11 protein-coding genes are annotated in these 18,183 nt (G+C 42.2%); 5 read left to right on the top strand and 6 right to left on the bottom strand.

Annotated elements, in window-relative coordinates; translation table 11 throughout:
* Positions 1–7: 7 nt before the first annotated feature.
* Positions 8–7,210, top strand: a complete 7,203-nt coding sequence (locus tag HEQ19_08425) for a LamG-like jellyroll fold domain-containing protein (protein WYM03310.2) — start codon at positions 8–10, stop codon at positions 7,208–7,210.
* A gap of 820 nt (positions 7,211–8,030) precedes the next feature.
* Here HEQ19_08425 and HEQ19_08420 read toward each other — a convergent pair.
* Positions 8,031–8,882: a lysophospholipid acyltransferase family protein gene (locus HEQ19_08420; GenBank protein WYL99549.1), complete on the bottom strand. Its 852-nt coding sequence runs from the start codon at positions 8,880–8,882 to the stop codon at positions 8,031–8,033.
* 198 nt (positions 8,883–9,080) lie between these two features.
* Here HEQ19_08420 and HEQ19_08415 point away from each other — a divergent pair, with 198 nt between their 5' ends.
* Positions 9,081–10,124: a D-alanine--D-alanine ligase family protein gene (locus tag HEQ19_08415; protein WYL99548.1), complete on the top strand. Its 1,044-nt coding sequence runs from the start codon at positions 9,081–9,083 to the stop codon at positions 10,122–10,124.
* A gap of 96 nt (positions 10,125–10,220) precedes the next feature.
* Here the strand turns inward: HEQ19_08415 and HEQ19_30755 are convergent, their stop codons facing one another.
* The gene (locus tag HEQ19_30755; GenBank protein ID WZI67143.1) at positions 10,221–10,346 is read right to left on the bottom strand and encodes a hypothetical protein; all 126 of its coding nucleotides are present in this window, start codon (positions 10,344–10,346) and stop codon (positions 10,221–10,223) included.
* Positions 10,347–10,491: 145 nt separating this feature from the next.
* Here HEQ19_30755 and HEQ19_08410 point away from each other — a divergent pair, with 145 nt between their 5' ends.
* The 3 genes from HEQ19_08410 to HEQ19_08400 all read left to right on the top strand — a co-directional run bounded on the left by HEQ19_08410 (position 10,492) and on the right by HEQ19_08400 (position 13,318).
* Positions 10,492–11,895, top strand: coding sequence for an RNA-guided endonuclease TnpB family protein (locus HEQ19_08410; protein ID WYL99547.1), 1,404 nt, complete (start codon positions 10,492–10,494; stop codon positions 11,893–11,895).
* Between the two features lie 263 nt (positions 11,896–12,158).
* A complete protein-coding gene (locus HEQ19_08405; protein ID WYL99546.1) occupies positions 12,159–12,803 on the top strand; it encodes a hypothetical protein in 645 nt (214 codons plus the stop codon).
* Positions 12,804–12,934: 131 nt separating this feature from the next.
* On the top strand, positions 12,935–13,318 hold the full coding sequence (locus HEQ19_08400; GenBank protein ID WYL99545.1) for a hypothetical protein: 384 nt from the start codon (positions 12,935–12,937) through the stop codon (positions 13,316–13,318).
* A gap of 341 nt (positions 13,319–13,659) precedes the next feature.
* Here HEQ19_08400 and HEQ19_08395 read toward each other — a convergent pair whose 3' ends face one another.
* The 4 genes from HEQ19_08395 to HEQ19_08380 all read right to left on the bottom strand — a co-directional run bounded on the left by HEQ19_08395 (position 13,660) and on the right by HEQ19_08380 (position 18,096).
* Positions 13,660–14,907, bottom strand: a complete 1,248-nt coding sequence (locus HEQ19_08395; GenBank protein WYL99544.1) for a glycosyltransferase — start codon at positions 14,905–14,907, stop codon at positions 13,660–13,662.
* Positions 14,908–15,272: 365 nt separating this feature from the next.
* Entirely contained in the window at positions 15,273–16,493 is a 1,221-nt protein-coding gene (locus HEQ19_08390) for a glycosyltransferase family 2 protein (GenBank protein ID WYM03309.1), read from the bottom strand.
* Positions 16,494–16,566: 73 nt separating this feature from the next.
* Positions 16,567–17,034, bottom strand: coding sequence for a DUF2141 domain-containing protein (locus HEQ19_08385; protein ID WYL99543.1), 468 nt, complete (start codon positions 17,032–17,034; stop codon positions 16,567–16,569).
* 66 nt (positions 17,035–17,100) lie between these two features.
* Positions 17,101–18,096 carry a glycosyltransferase family 2 protein gene (locus HEQ19_08380; GenBank protein WYL99542.1) on the bottom strand — a complete coding sequence of 332 codons (996 nt, stop codon included), beginning with the start codon at positions 18,094–18,096 and terminating at the stop codon, positions 17,101–17,103.
* Positions 18,097–18,183 lie beyond the last annotated feature (87 nt).

The following is an 18,183-nucleotide window of genomic DNA, read 5'->3' as shown; positions in this document are numbered from 1 at the left end:
AAAATACTTGGCTATTAACGTTGAAAGAGGCAGAGAAATGTTGCTCAACAAAGAAAAACTCCAGCACATCAATAGCATTGCTCATGAAGGTAAAGTAGTCGTCTTGGCTACCGATGGCGATGGGAAGATTTGGTACACAGTCAAGCAGGATGGTTTTGAAGATAGTTACCTCAACACGCCAGCAAACTTGAGAACTGGGTGGGAGAATTGGCAAGAACTAGAATTTCCCAATGAAACTAAAAAAGAGAAAGATAAAGAAGTACCAACACAAGACCAGTCAGTAATTGATAAAGAAACAGCCGAACTCACCTACCAGAATGACACAAAAAAATTTGTTCTGAAATCGCTCTACCAGACTAAGGATAAATCTGCTGTCGCCCCAGTGCAACTGGTTTCTGCGCTAGGACACATTTACGTTTTCCGTCAGTCCAAGTCCAATACTCTGTTGGTAGATCGCTTTGTTTTAGATGGGATGACAAATAAGCTGAACCGCAAGCTAGAAGTAAGATTTAAGCGCAGTAAGCAGAAGCACACACCTACGAAAAACATGAATAAGGGGTCTAATGGACTCGTCAACATTGACTCCTTAGACTTTCGAGATGCCAACGGTAACTTTTTCTACCAACCCACCACAGAACTTTGTTTAGTTAATAATCTGCAAAAAGGCTGGTTTTCTGTTGTCTTGGTTCCCACCATCGAAAATGATGTTTATCGCTGGCACATTTTTGCCTACAACAGTCAAACCCAGAAAGTTGAATTGACAACAATTCGCGCCTCAGAAGAAGGGTTATTTGATGTCAAAGATTACAGCATTTTTGAAGAATTAAATGATACTCTCGTTCCCCGCAATATTCCGGGAGTAATTAAACGAACTTTGGACATTAGTAATGTAACTGTCACAAACGGTTTAGCTGCTACCAAATACGATTTACAACAGGAACAAGAAACCCAATCAGGGGAAATGCAACTGATTAAAACGGCAACTAGATTAATGTTAGCAATTCCCACAGATAAAGGAACTGCCGCATTCAGTTTTGCTATTGCTGGAGATGGAACCCTGTCACAAATAAATCAGACACCCACAAGCAGCATTATTCGCAGCAAACAAAGGGAAATTCTCTTACCTTTGAATACCTTGGATGAAATCAAAGCCTTTGGTGATAAAACACCACCGCCTCAAGGAATCATTACGGGTTTAGCAGAGGGAACAGATAAAGACAAAGCTGAGGATTTGGTGAAAATATCTACCAATACCGCAGCCGCAGAACTAAAAAATGGCGACCTCGTAAAAATTACTAGTACAAGAGATTACCGGGGTCTTTATCGCACTACAAAAGTAGACAATAATAGCTTTGAAATTAACTTACCATCGGGTAACGGGTTGGGCTATTGGGAAAAAGAAGACCAAGAAGCTGGCGGGTTAATATTTGACGGTATGATTACCGCCTATGAAAAAACAGCCGATGGCAAGTTGCGAGTTAGCTGTCCCAATCATGGGTTAGCCAATGGGGATGAAGTGCAGATTGTGGGCACAGATGGCTATAACAATACCTATCCAGTACAGAAGATTGATAATACCCACTTTGTGATTGAACGCAAGTGGGCTGCGGGAGAAGCCGTCAAGGCGGAACTGTTATCTAAGAAGCGTCGTGGGGTAGTGTTTGATGGCAATAATGATTATATTCAACTATCTCAGCCACTTTCAATTTTCTCTGGTTCATTCACCGTTTCCATGTGGGTGAAAGTACCTAAAAATTCTAAGAATAGAGGTATATTGCTGGGAGACTATCAACTACCACAGTCAATTGATGTAAATTTTGAAGTTTTCAATGGCAAGCTGAGATTTTACTGGAATAATCAACCCGATCTATACGGTTCAAAAGATTTGAGAGATAATGAATGGCATTTCATCAGCTTTGTCCGGGATCGGGAAAACAAGAAAATATACGCATACGTTGATGGTGTAGCTGACATTAATCATTCTGGAGAAATTTCTGATAAACGTGCCGTTACTCCTCACAGAATTGGGCGTGATAGTCGGGATAAAATAATCCCTTTTGAAGGTCAAATTGCCGAGGTTCGCATCTGGAAAGTCGCCCGCACCGCAGAAGAAATCAAAAATAATATGTACCTGCAACTGACTGGGAAAGAAGTCGGGTTAGTGGGTTATTGGCGCTTAGGTGGCATCTCTGAAGGCAAAGTTATTGACTTTTCAGTTAATGGCAACGACGGCACTGTCTACGGGGATGCCTATGTGAGTGCTGCAACTCTGAACCGCAAACTAACAGGGGGAACTGATGCAGTTAAGTATAGTAATCCTGAGCTATTTGCTGTCAGCGAACGGGCAACCTACGAAGAAAGCTTTGAGTTTAAGGTTAATTTTGAACCTTCAAAACCAGTTAATCTTACCGATCTAAACAATGCAGATAATAGAGGCAACAAGATTTTCACCCTCGCTTATTGGGGAAAAAGTAGCCGTAGTGCCGAAGAGAAAAAGCCAATTTCGGCTGTGCAGAACGAATTTGAAACCTCAGGTAACGGTTGGTATCGAGTCTCATGTAACGTTACTATCCCTGATGGAGTCAGTTTGTTACGTTCTTTTGAGATTGCTAATGTTAAAGGTACTTGGAAATCGCTAGAGATTCGCAAGCATAGCATCCGCTTGTTGTCAGATAGTATTACTGAGGCTAAATTCACAGACGTTGTAAATTTAACACCTTTGGCGGCTAGTCAGGCAGAATTGGCAGTCAAATTGAAACAACTGGAATTAAAAGAGCAACAGGAAGCGGTTCTGCTCAAAGAAAAACGAGAGTTAGAGGATAAATTAGCAAAACTCAATAATCTTAATGCCACAATTACTGAAAAAGATGCTCTCAGTAAAACAGTACAGGAGCTACGAAAGCAAAATGAAAGAGACCAAAGCAACTATGACAAAGAAAAGAATAATCCTTTGAATTATTGGTGTTATATAGAGAATAAAGCAACTGGATTAGCTTTAACACCGTGGGTTGATTCACCATATAATTTTAAAAATAGTTTAGTTTTTTTGAATCGAGTTAACAAGGTTCATTTCCACTGGAATTTCATTGCTGCAGATAATGGATGTTTTGTGATTAAAAATAAAGCAATAATCATGAGTTACGAGATGTATATGTTCTGGGGTGTATTTGCTAACCATTACGATGGCATGATAGGCATGATGCATCTGATGGATGAATCATACTTAAAACAAAACCCAGAACGCCGTGAATTTAAATTGATTGATGCAGGTCAAGGCTTCTATTATATCCAAGCTAGAGCAGCAAATGGAGTATGTAAACTGGCACCTGCTAATGTTTACCAATATCAATTAGTATTGGTTAGGCAACAAGGTAGTGATCATGAAAAATTTAAATTGGTTAAAGTTGATGAACAATCTATTAATGGGAAGGTTGAAATCCTTCTCGAATCTTTGAATGGTAAACAAGCTAATCTGCGACTCAAAGAACTAGAGTTGGCAAAACTGATAAATATTATCGAGGAAGGAGTAAAGAATAAAACAACTTGGGAAAATCGCCGCACAAAAGTCATTGAAGAACTGGCTCCCATTCAACGTGAAATAAGCAACTTAAACGGTGGCTTCATCAATGGAGTCAGTAGTACTCAGCAAACACCGCAAACGATGCGTCTAGTTGCCAAAGATGGCAAAGGATTAGTCACCCAGGGCGCGTTACTTGGATTTGTGCAACCCGCCAGTCGCCTGAACGCCATCGAAACTTGTGAAGGTAACGTGCAACTGAGTTACTTCGACACCCAGGGGCGGATGCGGCAAACTAACTATGATGCGACTGCGGACGGGAAAAATGCCGCCTTTGAACAGTGGATTCCCGATGCTCAACGTGCTTGCCTGAACTTTAGCAATCGCGAGAGTATAGTTAGGTTAGATAAAGCCCTAGCTCTTCCCCCAGACTGGACAATTGAAGCCTGGTTTGTCTATCCTTTACCTGAACCAGGGAAATCGAAATATAATTCGTTAACCACAGGGGAAAAAGCGGATCATCACATTATCGTCAAAGATGGTAAAGAGTTAGGTATTTTTCTGACCAATGACCCCCTGGGACATTACTTTTACGATAGCGGCTTCAATCTGGAGTTATTACCCCAAGGATGGCATCATCTCGCGGCAATCGGTAAAGGTAATACTACACTGTTTTACATTGACGGTAAGAAAGTTGGCGATACTAAAGCTAAAGCCCTGACTGCTTCAGAAGAGGCATTGAAGGCTATCGCTGATAAGAATAGCGAGGCATACAAAAATGCCGAGAAAAAAGTTAAAGACATCAAGAATGCAAACCTGAAAAGCATTAGTGATGTTTATGCGATCGCTAACAATATAAATTATGATCAGCAATTCAGGAAAGTAGCAGAAGTCCGCATTTGGGGAATCGCCCTGACTGATGATGAGATTGCCATCAATAGCAAAACCCTAATCAGTGGCAACGAACCGGGTTTGTTAGCTTACTATCCCCTGAATGAAGCCACAGGAACCACAATCCGCGACAATTCTGGAAATGGAAAGAATGGCACAGTTTCTGGTGCAAGTTGGTGGGGCTGTACTGCACCCATTGGCAACCCCGGAAATACAGTGATGAAGTTTGATGGGGTGAATGATTATGTGAATCTAGGCAATCCCTCAGCACTACAATTTGCTAACAATTGTTACACCTTAGAAGCATGGATTAAGCCTTCTCTATCTTCACAAAACAGGGCAATTATTTCCAAATGGAATAGTGGTTCGACTGGATGGTATATCTTCTCGTTACAACCAGACAACACGATCAACATCAGTCATAATATTTCTCCTTGGACAATTACATCTTCACAAACCATTCCATCTGAGATTTATAGCCATGTTGTTGCTACTTATGATGGCTCAATAGTAAAACTTTATATCAATGGACAGCTAGCAGGAAGCGGTAATCTAGGTAAAAGTGCAGACACCACAACTGCGGTACTGATTGGTGCAATTCACGAGAATGGAACGGTATCTAAAAACTTTTTCCTAGGTCAAATTGCCGAAGTTCGCATTTGGAACAAAGCCCGTACCCAAGTAGAAATTCAGGCGGATATGTATAAACGCCTGAGTGGTAACGAGGCGAATTTAGTTGCTTACTATCCCCTCAATGAAATCAAACGAGAAGGCACTGGACAAGGGACTACCCAAAAAGTCTTAGACCTAGCTGGCAACAATCACGGCACGGTGCATAAAGCCATTACTGTATATGACAACACCCTGCCCCTAGTCAGTGATGCCCTTGTATCCAACGAGTATAGCACCGTTACTCTCGAAGATAATCTGAAGGTAGCCATCATGCGGCGGTTTTTTGCTTATCCAACTGCCAATGGCGCAACCCTGCTACCCGACAAGCGCGTTGAAGCTTTAGAACTCAGATGGATTGGTAATGCCCAGTTTGCGCCGACTTTATTAGGTTACATCGAAGGTGCGCCCCCCATACCCAGTGAAAACCTAACCCTGGAAGAAGACTATAACGGCGCGACTTCTGTGGAATTAACCATGTCTGATGATGTGACATTTAGCTGGAAGCGATCGCAAGACTCTGGTTTGGGTGGCAGTTTGGAAACTTTTCTCGGAGCGGATATGGAAGCTTCAACCAGCGCAGGCGTTATTGTTAGCGTTAGTTCAAAAGTAGCTGTAGCCCGTGCTGGTTTCAAAGGCAACTTTGATTTTAACTACCAATTCCAAAATGAGAGTAGCATCGCCTCCAGTTCATCCCTGAGCATGACCGATAAACTGGAATTGCGGGGGACAACGGAAGAATCCGCTAAATTCCCCCATTTAGGTAAACGATTCATTCCCAAAAATGTGGGCTATGCTTTGGTTGTGTCGGCATTAGCAGATATGTTTGTCACCCGACTTGCTCGCAGTGGTAAAATGGTAGGCTACCAAGTTCAACCCGTTGATGGCATTCCCCCCGATGTCAACACCATCACCTTTTTGATCAATCCAGCATACACCATGAACGGCAGCTTAGATGGGTTAACAGGGAGTAGTGCAACCAGCGATCGCTTCTTCAAGCACGTTCCGGAAATGCGATCGCAGTATGGTTCCCTCTATCCTGCTAGTTACTATCGTTTGCAAGAGGCTTATGACCTTAAACGCCAAATTGAAGCAGAAGATAAGCGACGGGAATCTTACTTCTCTAACTTTAACGTGCGTATGATTGATGAATGGGCTTTAGATCGGCAGATAGATAGTGGTGCAGCACCGAACATTATTGGAGTAGATCGGGAAGAAGACAAGCCACAAACCTCAATGACTGAAGAGGAAAAGAAAAAAGCTGAAGAGGAAAAGAAAAAGGCTGAACAAGAAAAACTGAACCAGAAACTTGACAGCATAGAAGCAAACACCAAGCAACAACAAACCGCCACCAAGAAGAAACAGGCTGAAATCCAAAGCAAAATTAGCGACCAAGAACAACGAGTTCATGCTACTGACAGCTTTGCTGGCTGGCAAAAACGGATGGAAGATATCCAAATCCGAGCGGGTAAGCGCAATATTGTCAATACCTATGTCTGGGATGCTGACGGTGGACTTCATGCCGAAGCTCAAAGCTTTGCTAACACTGTAGAGCATACCATTGGCGGCTCCTTTAGTATGAATGCAGGTTATGGTTTTGAAGGGAAATATGGGGCTTTTGGAATGGCTGCCGAATTAACAGCCCAAGCAACGGTTAACTTGACCCAAACCATGAGCAAAACCGAAGCACGCAGCAAGGGTTTCCAGTTGAATGTAGACTTGGGAGGTCTGGAACATAAAGGGATTACTAACTACAACGATAGACCCATTCTGCCAGGGGAAAAAGTTGATCGCTATCGGTTTATGAGTTTCTATCTCGAAGGTAGCACACAAAACTTCCAAGACTTCTTTAACTACGTGGTTGACCCAGAATGGTTAGCCAGCAATGGCGAAGAAGCAAGAGCTTTGCGCCAAGCACAAGCCGGTAAACCCAACAAAGCTTGGCGGGTGCTGCACCGTGTTACCTACGTTGAACGTCCCGCGTTAATGGGCTTTGGTCAGGGTATCCGCAGATTGAAACCTTCGTCAGTAATTTCTGACAATCAAATATTGATCGATAAAATTGCTGAATTGGAGGCAAAAATTAAGCTAATTCTCAACGCCGTGCAGAATCCAGCATCGGTGAAAGATTAAGATAAAGAGCATTTTGTCAATCAGCTAAAATACTCAAAATCGTCTTAATAAGACGTGAGTTCGACGGGTTGAAAAAGATGCAAAAAAAAGCTGAGACTGGAATAAGAAGAAAAATTCAAGGGTGTCTCAGCTATGTCCACAATTGTATCTCGCCTAGTACTCTGTCAAGATAAAAATGATGGACTGTAGTGCGGGCATCTTGCCCGCGTGAGCGAGACGCTCACACTACCAAAAATCCCTCAAAACAAAATTGACAGACTACTAGATGTAACCCAGATTTTCTGTGATGTAGATGATTTCTGTTCTTGATACTCCCCACGTCTAAAGCCGGGGGATTCTTAAAGAGTCCATAAACGAACTTTTAATGGAATGACTGGAGAGCGTCGCAGCAATTCCCGACAGTTCCTGAGCTAGGCCAACCAGATTTCGGGTCAGGATTGTCAAAAAGCGCGGTTTTTCTCTACGAGAGGCTTCGCCAACGCAACATTATTGAAAATCTTCTCTACGAGAGGCTTCGCCAACGCAACAAGACCGCGCTTTTTGACAAGGGTTGCTCGTTTTTTGTAGGTTTCATTCCACGGCTAGCTCTAACACTTGTGAGGCGATTGATTTCGGCACACGGATCGTAATGGTATCTTTATTCCTCCAAATTGGCTTCCTGCCTGCATTTTCACGTCTTCCTCCCCGACGATCCTGTTTGAACGCTTTTTTATTACTCATAAGGATAATGAATTTATCACAAATTCATTTTCATCCTTTTAACTATCAATTTCAGTAGATGGTGGGAGCCTAAACTCAGAATTAATGACATTAGTCCTGATTACGAACAAACTACACTAAGTTGGGCTAAGGAGTCTAACTCCTGCTGCATCTGACTTCTGACTAACTCATAGCATTGATTGACATACTCAGGATCGCTAGCGGCTTGGCGTCCGTAGCGTTCAAACCGAATTGGCGGACAAACCCGCGTATGGATAGGGGCGGGTAATGGGATATTGGGGAGTGGACCAAATGCTAATCCCCAAGGTAATCCTAGATAAATGGGAAAGACTATAGGATCAACCCCAAATAGCCAAGGTAAACCCCATTGATGCAATTGCTGGACAATTTTGTAGATATCTGCTATGACATATAGGGTATCATGGGCACCGTAGGAAATCGCCGGCACAATTGGTACATTTTCCCGCAGCGCTAACTTGATAAACCCTTTACGTTGGGCAAAATAGATTTGATTCCGCAGGTAATGGGGACGGAAGACATCTTCTGCACCACCAGGATAAACCAACACGCTAGCGCCTGAACGCAACGCCGCATAAGCCATTTTTGGATGAGCCATGATTGCTCCGGTCTTGGCGGCGAATTGCGCTACTGGACCAAAGACCTCCCAGGCTTTGGGATGCATTAAGCCGTAGACTGGTTGGTTTTCACCAAATCGTAAGAACCAGTCGTACATCATCATAAACATATCGGGAGCAGCGAGTCCCCCATTGTGAGAACCGACAAATAGGACTTTTTCTTGGGTTGGGATATTTTCCCAGCCACTAGTTTGAACTCGAAAATAGTTGTGATAGAACCACTCTAAAAGCGGCATTAGTGATGTGATGAATCTTGGATCTCGCTCATCCAAAGACCATCCGAGTTTGGTATCTAAATGGTGTTGTTTTTCTGACATCCAGGCATCTTAACAAAAAAATAATTTGTTGGTAGTCAGTGGTTAATTATCAGCTGTCAACAAAAAAACCTTGGTAAATCACTAAGTGTCACCACATGTTTTCTATATTACCAAAAAAAATCTGAATGCATGAAAAAATAGAGCAATTTTAACAGGTTATGATAGGCTATCTGCGTGAGGAAACTAGAGGTACTGAAGATGACTAAACTGCGGGTGGGGTTGCTGTTTGGCGGTCGTTCTGGAGAGCATGAAGTTTCCATCAGTTCAGCACGGGCGATCGCTAGAGCTTTAAGTGCAGAAGAAAATGCTAGCAAGTACGAAATATTGCCTTTTTATATCCAAAAAGATGGATTATGGCTTTTTGGGGAGGTCGCGCAACAAGTTTTAGCCTCTGGCGTGACGATACAAGAGCAATCACAGAAGACTAACCTTTGGCAATTCCCACCACAGACACAACTAGTCGATATTTGGTTTCCCGTTCTCCACGGTCCCAATGGTGAAGATGGTACAATTCAAGGCTTATTCACCTTGATGCAAGTCCCCTTTGTTGGTTCTGGGGTCTTAGGTTCGGCAATGGGTATGGATAAAATTGCCATGAAATTAGCCTTTGGTCAAGCGGGAATACCACAGGTTAAATATAAAGCCTTAACGAGAGCGCAAATTTGGTCAAATCCTTGTGTATTTCCCAAACTTTGTGATGAAATAGAGACAGAATTAGGCTACCCCTGTTTTGTCAAACCTGCTAATTTAGGTTCATCGGTGGGGATTGCCAAAGTGCGATCGCGTTCAGAATTAGAAGGTGCTTTAGATAATGCTGCTAGTTATGACCGACGGATAATTGTCGAAGCTGGTGTTGTCGCTAGAGAAGTAGAATGCGCCGTTTTAGGCAACGATCAACCCCAAGCTTCAGTTGTCGGTGAAATTACTTTTGATAGTGATTTTTACGATTACGAAACTAAATATACCGCAGGCCGAGCAGATTTACACATTCCGGCAAAGCTACCAGATACCATTACCAATCAAATTAAGGATTTGGCTTTGCAAGCCTTTACCGCTATTGATGCTGCTGGGTTGGCAAGAGTAGACTTTTTCTATGTGGAAGCCACAGGAGAAGTGTTGATTAACGAAATCAATACTTTCCCAGGGTTCACCGCAACCAGTATGTATCCTCAACTCTGGGCTGATAGTGGTATACCCTTCCCAGAATTAGTTGATCGCTTGATTCAACTTGCCTTAGCTTAAAGCGGAAGAAGCCCCACACTGTAACGGTACTCCGTTCAGTGTTGGGATGAATTCCGGGCGATGACGAATTGACCAACGAGCAAACTTGAGCAACGCTCAAGGAGTAATGTTGGTCGATGTTAGCGTAGCCTTCGGCGCTCGTAGAGAAGCGGCACGAAGTGCGGAATCGCCTGTCTCTGGGATTGGTAACGAGTCAATGAAGTCTTCAAGTATTTGAGTCATAGTTTTATCTTTCCCAGCCGAATATAAACGAAATTTGTTTAATCTGCGCTCACTAATACGTATTTGCAAATATTTATTTTTCATGGCTGTCACAACATTGTCACTACAAATATGCTAACATGGTTGTAATAAGGAGGTGATTAAAGTGTTGAAAGCGGTTAAGGTTAGACTTTACCCAACAATCGAACAACAGGAAGCGCTAGCCAAATCGTTCGGTTGTGCTAGATGGTATTGGAACTATGCCTTAAATGCTTGCATTCAACACTATAAAGAAACAGGAAAATCATTAAAATTAAGTGTCTATAAGGCTTATCTTCCACAGCTAAAGGTAGAGCATCCTTGGTTAAAAGAGGATTGTTATTCTGCTGTTTTACAGTGCGTAGCAATCAATTTGAACAAGGCTTACACGAACTTCTTTGAGGGTCGAGCTAAGTTTCCCTCTTTTAAATCAAAGCATCACAAACAATCACTCCAATATCCTCAAAACGTTAAAGTAGTGGGGAAAAGTTTGGAGATTCCCAAGATTGGTGTCGTGAAAGCAGTTTTTCATAGACCAATTGAAGGGAAACTTAAGACTGTCACTATCAGCAAGACTCCTACAGATAAATACTTTGCTTCAATATTGTGTGAAGTTGAACAAGAGGCAAGGGAGCAGGGATCTCTTAGCAGGGGAGAAGGAACAGAAAGGGATTCGACCCCACATTTACGAGAACCACTTAACAGAAGTGGGGGACTCAGACCCATGTTCCGCTCCGCTCCACGGCTCTTGGAAGGGGTCATTTCCCCCTGCTCAGATCCCCCTTCCCCCTGCCTCTTCGTTGACGGTGATGTAAGTCAATCAAGTGGTAACAAAATACTAGGTATTGACCTTGGGTTGAAAGACTTTGCTATTGTTCACGATGGTAATGAAGTCACCAAGTATTCAAATCCAAAACACCTGAAACGCCATGAAAAGAATCTAGCTAGGAAGCAGAAAAAATTTGCTCGTAAAGTTAAAGGGAGTAATTCCAGAAACAAATATAAAAAACTAGTAGCCAAGGTTCATGAGAGAGTATCAAATTCCCGTCAAGACTTTTTGCACAAACTGAGCAGGAAGCTGATAGACGAAAGCCAAGTCATCATTGTAGAAAATCTCAATGTTTTGGGAATGGTTCGGAATCGCAAGTTATCAAAATCAATATCTGACGTGGGATGGGGAATGTTTGTTAACTTCTGTGACTACAAGTTGAAACATAAAGAAGGACAACTTGTAGAGATTGGAAGGTTTTTTCCTAGCTCCAAAACCTGTTCATGCTGTGGTCATGTCCTAGAAGAGTTGACTCTTGATATTCGTGAATGGGATTGTCCTAGTTGCGGCACTCGTCATGACCGTGATGGTAATGCAGCACTGAACATCAGAAATGAAGGAATTCGGATATTATCTATGGACGGAGGGAACCCCGTTCTTGCTGATGGAGGCCGTGTAAGACCACCTGCTCGCAAGAGTAAGGGGCAACAGTCATTGAAATCAGAAGCCCACACCGTACCCGGTAGGGTCGGTGTTGGGTAGTTCACAAAGACATTCTCCACCAACGGAATAGCTAAATTTTGATGTGCTTGTCGGGTGCGTCAGATAGGGAAAATTTGTTGATATTCACCAACTTATCGAGTCTGACACACCCTAATAATAACTGTTTTGCCGGACATAATTCGGATTGAGTAGCCCAGACTACAGAAAAAAGCTACTCAAATCCGAAATTTGACACGGATACCTAATTGTTCGCTCTTATAGTACAATTATGGATCTAGAGGGGTACAAATCTGAAAATAATTATGGAAAATAATCAGACTGTACAGAACAAGTCAACCCAACCTGCAGCGATCAGTCCAGATCTGACAAACGGTAAATCGAGACCAACAAGTAGCTCGAAAATTCTGCTCCAGATGCTCGCACGCAATCCTTGGCTATTGTTAATTGGGTTGTCGGCGATTTTTCTTGCAATTTCTGCCTTTGCCTTGTACAGTCTGGGTTCTGTTGGGTATGTTCAACAGCAGAAAGAACCAGAAACAGTCTCAGATATCCCGACTTTATTGGAAGAATCAAGCAGTACGACCTCCGAGAGTAGCAATCCTACACCTTTATGGTTGATTGTGGCGATCGCTCTTAGCTGTGGTAGTGGTTGCTTAATAATTTTGCGCCTCCTCAATCATCCAACCCAGGCGGCAAAACTCCAGAAACAAATTAACTACGATAAAGTACAGTTAGTACCAGTCCGTCAGCAGCGATTACAAGCACGGAGTCCCAAAAATTCAGCAGTTTTTGCACCATCGTCATCACTCTCACCTCAAACTAAACCGATGATGACTGTTATGGCACCAGAACAAACGCCTCGTCTGGATCAAAGTCAGGAATCTTTAGCAGAGTTGATGGATATTCGCAAACAGAATTCCCTACCTGCGATGTTACGGAAATATTAATTAGCCGTCATCTTAATGCTATTGAGGCTTTGCAAAAGTTAATTAACAGCTTACGCCCTGAGAGCTTTTTTTACTCAGTTGCCGACTTTTCAAACATCCTCTAAGCTATAAACATACGGAGGGAGTCAAAAATGATAGTATTTTCAAAGTTTTCCAAGGCTATTGCTGTTGCTGCGCTCTTGACAGGGACTATGGCTGTAGACACCGCATATGCTCAGGTGAGTTATCCAATGACCTGTCGTGGTAGTGGCACGCTGACTATCAGAAATAATGGTGTTAATAGTGTGCAAATTAGCTTTCAGTCGGGAAGCGGTGCTGCATTTCAAGGCTTGCTTCCTGGCCAGTGTAGTTGGTCAGACAGAGCATTGAGAACTGGTGAGCCAACTACTCTCTGTGACAGCAGTGTAAGGGCAGCTCTATATGTAGGTCTATTAGTTCAGTCAAATCAGTACGCGATTGTGCAGGTTTACAATGACAATCAAGGCTGTTTCCGAGTAACCAAATTTGAAGCCTAGGGCGTTTTTTCAAAGTCTTATACAATACCACTAAAACGCTGACACATGTAGGAGCGAGTGGGGGCACGGCATTGCCGTGCCCCTACAGCTGGTATCATATCGTGTGGATTTAGGGGTATCTAAAAATTTATCCGGTTAAACAAATAGTTTGAAATCGCGGGACTAGCCCCCGTTAAATCAGTCAACAGTCAACAGTTATCAGTTATCAAAACTTTTAACTGATAACTGATAACTGTTAAAAAGGGGGGTTTCAAAGCGTCTCTCGGTACTTCGTGCTGCTACGCGAATGCAGGAGAGAGATTTTTAGTATACTTTACGAGTTTTCAAACATGCTCTAATGGCTATTTATTACCTGCAGCAATCAATTTATAAAGTCTGTCTTCAAACTTTTGCGTACATGCTGACCAATCAAATTCTATGATCGAGGGACGAGCCTGCTGAGACATTTTTGCTTTGAGTTCGGGATTTTCGAGAATTGCAATCACCTTTTGGGCGAAATCTGTTGGTTTGTTGGGTGCGGCGAGAAAACCATTGTAACCGGGACAAATCTGCTCTGATGTTGAAGGTGCAAGGGCTGCAACTACAGGAGTTCCAGAAGCTAAAGCTTCGTTAGTTGTGGTGCAGAAATTTTCGGTGACAGAGGGGTTAACAAATATGTCGGCGCGAGCAAACCAACCTAAAAGTTCTGTACCGTGGGACTCTCCCCAAATGGTAACGCCAGATTTATATTGTTCGGCACGTTCACGAACTTCTGCATCTTGGGGACCGCTACCAACAATCACCAAATGGACATCAGGAATTGTGGCTGCAATAAACGGAAATGCATCTAAAAGTTGGATGACATTTTTTTCTGCAGTGATGCGTCCTACGAACAACAAAGTCGGTCTGTGGTCGTCAGGAATCGGGTTATAGCAGATGTTTCGGGGGTGAAATTTCTCGCAATCGATTCCTTGATAGGGTAGGTATTCACTGCGTTGAGCGTTTAAGCTTTGGTATTTAGCTAACTGTTCTCGCGAGGAAAATAAATTCAGAGTATAAGTCTCACTGAACTGTTTAACTATTAGTGGTAAGATGGGACGAAGCAAATTAAAGAAAACATTTCCGAAGTAATATTGAATATAGGCAACAATATCTGTATGGAAGATAGATATAATTGGGGTATCCGTTTTCTTGGCGTATTCCACTCCTACAGGGCGACCATAACCTTGTAAGTAAAGTGAGTAAAAACCTCTCATTTGTGGAGCTTCTTCAACCACAATAATGTCAGGCTGGTATTTCTCCAGTAATTTGGTATCGCTCCAATGTTGATAGCTCAATGGTTGAGGTAAAGATTTGTAGAAAATGAGTGGTTTTGTGGGAAATGCATAGGAAGAAAAGTTAGGAAAAACCTGTAACTCATCTATCCCAGCCATAGGACGATTACCAACTTGTTTAGGGTACTGGTCATTGAATTCTGGGTGAATCAGAAATACTTCATGTCCCTGTTGTAACAACCAGCGAACTCGCTGATGTACTGCGACTGATACCCCAGTTAAGAATGGAGCATACAATCCTGTAAAAAGTGCAATTCGCAGAGGTTGGTGCTTCATAGTTATAGAAAATTTTTCTCGGAATTACTGGGTTTAAATTTACGATTTACGGATATTGGGGATTGGGGGACTATATCTCTCCCGATCCAATACTGCGTAGGTTAAGCCCGAAAATCCGCCCAGAACTAAAGTAAGTACTTGCTCATAACTAAAGTAGGGGATCTAGGCCTTGCGCCCCTACAAAGCTTACTGGGTAATCTTTTAACCCATTTCAATGGGTTTGGGCTTCTCGCTGGAAAACAACTTCGGCTCAAAACCTACGCCGTATTGTCTCCCCATCAACCTGAATATGGAAACTAGATGTTTTACAACTTAGTTGGGTGTATATAGCGCTAAAGCGCAACTGGGAAGCTCAACCTCATTTATCAGCAGACTTTGCGATCGCCTGATTGATTGAATAACTGATTAGGCTGGTGTTCGACTAACTGGACGTTCCAAGGGCTTGTAACTCGATAGGTAACGCCGCGCCACTTGACTGTTGACATTCTCATACAAGACAATAATCCTAACCCATAAATCCACTGTGTTAAGGGAATTGCGATTAACATTTTGAAGACTGTGGCAAATGACAATTGTGTTAGGGGTTGACCATGATAGTGAATTACTTGCCGCACTCCTGCTTCTAAAATTAGCATCAGCCAGAGTAATCCTAATGTGTAGGTGCTATAGTAACTAAACAATAAAGCCGCACCTTGCCAATCGCCGGTGAATAATGCCCCTAGTAAGAATATGCTGACGAGAATCGGAAACAAGATGCTGGAAATAGCATCACCCACTACAGCCGACCAACGGGGATGATAAAGTCGAGAACACAGAAGTTGGCGCTCAATTGAGTTTCTCAAGCTAGGTAAATCGCACTCTTGGCGATTGAGAATCATCAAAGAAGGCACAAATTTCACCTGCATTTTATATTTACCCAAGACGCTAGGGATCATGAAATCTTCGCGCAAGGCTTGACTCCACTTATCTAGCAGTCCTGTTTGGCGCAGCACGTCTGTTTTGATAGCTAAAGACCCACCCCAAGGAATCCCGAATAGGTACATCTGCACGACTGTGGAGACGTTACCAACATAGCGCACCAATGACCCCCAATTGTTACCTGTGGGGACGTACCAACAGTTACCTGTTGTTGCTCCCACTTTGGAATTAGCTAGAGGACTAACTAATTGTCGCAGCCAATGAGGAGGAGTGATTGTATCCGCATTAACTAAAGCAACTATTTTGTAGGAATCGTCTAATTCTGAAACGGCTTGGACTAAAGAACTGCATTTAAGACTACAATTTGGGCGGATAATCTTTAAAGGACTAATTTCAACATTAGTCGCTTCTTCCTTGCTGATGGTATCGCTAGCAATTTTCCAGGCTGGATCTTCCTGACTATCAATTATTAACTTTAAATCATACTGTGGGTAGTTTTGATTCAAGAGCGATCGCAAACAGTTGGCTAGAGTCTGATCTGCGCCGCGTAGACAGAGAATTACTGCCGTTTTGGGTAACTGGTCATCTGGTAAAAACTTTTTCTGGCGAGAACTCAGACACCACAAAAAGACAATGATTAAACATACCTGAATAGCCAGCCAACCCATCAATGATTGACACAGAAATATGACCAAGTTAGCACCTCCGGCAGAATCTGTCAACTGTTAACTGTTAACAGATTTATGAATCTAGGGAATATTTGAGGATAATGTTGATTGTTGTATTTTTGTTCAGTAAAAAGCTGGCGTCGCGGAACTCTGGTGAACCTGTTTGCACAGACACTGTAGGATTGTTGGAAATCCCAAAACCTTCTGTGGGAATACCGAAAAAGTCTTTATTGAGTTTGCGATCGCCATTTTGATCGTCAACTATAGCGACAGCATAAGTTCCAGGTTTTAAGCCAAAGAATTGCTGTTTTAGGGTCTTACCTGTGATTTTAGTGCAAGCACTTTGGGCTAAACCAGAAGTAGTTGAAGGAAATCCTTGTGCTTTAGAGTAAACTCCTATGCAAATCTGACCTTTTTGGTGTTCGATACCATTAACTACAACAGTCAGTGTTTGAGTTGGTAAAGCATTAACAATTTGAGCGCAGCTAATACTCGCTAAAGTAGCGAATACAAATGAACCGATGTGAGATATTTTCAACATAATTTTGTCGGGTATGGTGGGTGATATTTGCTATTTTATTTCCAAGAGCCAACAAGGATTTTTTAATTAATCACTTTCTCCATAAATAGGCTGTTTGGAGATGAATGATAATCGCCAAATCTGCCAGATTACTGATAGCGATTTCAGTAAGTCTTTGAGCAACAAATGTTCTGTACCTTTCAATTTAATCAAGATACTTATATGGCAGGATAGCCGCTGATAAATAGTCAAATCGACTATCCAGATAGAACGCAAAAACTCCCAAAATATTCTCCAGTGTGGAAACAACATTTTTCCCTGATTGGCAGAATCAAACCACACTGCATATCCATAAAAATCTGGCAAATAACTCAATGATTTTTGGGAATTATTTTGAGTACAAAATGACAGATAATCTGGAAAGAATAGACTTAATGATTGTTGCGAATGACTTCTTGCAAAAAATAGATATTCGGGAATTTCATAAAATCGACCAAAAAGACCAAGCCTTAATAAGAAAATTGCATCCGCAGCCCCATAACTACCCATAGGCGGTGTCATTCTGAGAGCGCTAGCACGGACTACACCGTAACATTGATAGCAAAAATGCTTAGTAAGTAACTCATGAAAACGCTCTTGTGGTTTTGGTGAATCGGTTTTCAGCTTGATATCGTAGTTCTGCAGAAATCTACCGTGTTCATCAATGAAATATACCTGGGAATGGCACAAGATTATCGTAGGGTCTTGATCAAGTACCTCAATGCATTTACTGAGGAAATTTACGGCGTGTAAATCATCATAAGCAGCCCATTTAAAGTACTCACATGACGATAATTCAAAGACCTGATTGAAGTTACAAGCACAACCGATATTTGTTTTATTCCGATAATAACGGATGCGTTGGTCTTGAGCAGCATAGGCTCTACAAATTTCCTCAGTTTTATCAGTTGATGCATTATCTGAAATAATTAACTCGAAATCTTCAAATGTCTGATTCAAAAGTGAATCTATGGCTTCTTTGAGGAATTTATCGCCATTATATACAGGTAGCCCAATACTCAATCTTGGTAAATGATTCCGCATACTCAATAAGTATTATAAAAAGGCGGAGATTAAACTGTTGACGGTTAACAATTAACAATTAACAATTAACCGTCAAGGAGCCTAATG

It is taken from the genome of Gloeotrichia echinulata CP02, from assembly GCA_038087035.1.
Classification (GTDB): Bacteria; Cyanobacteriota; Cyanobacteriia; order Cyanobacteriales; family Nostocaceae; genus Gloeotrichia; species Gloeotrichia echinulata.
Note: the sequence above shows the minus strand (reverse complement) of the source record. Positions and strands in the feature narration are given on the sequence as shown.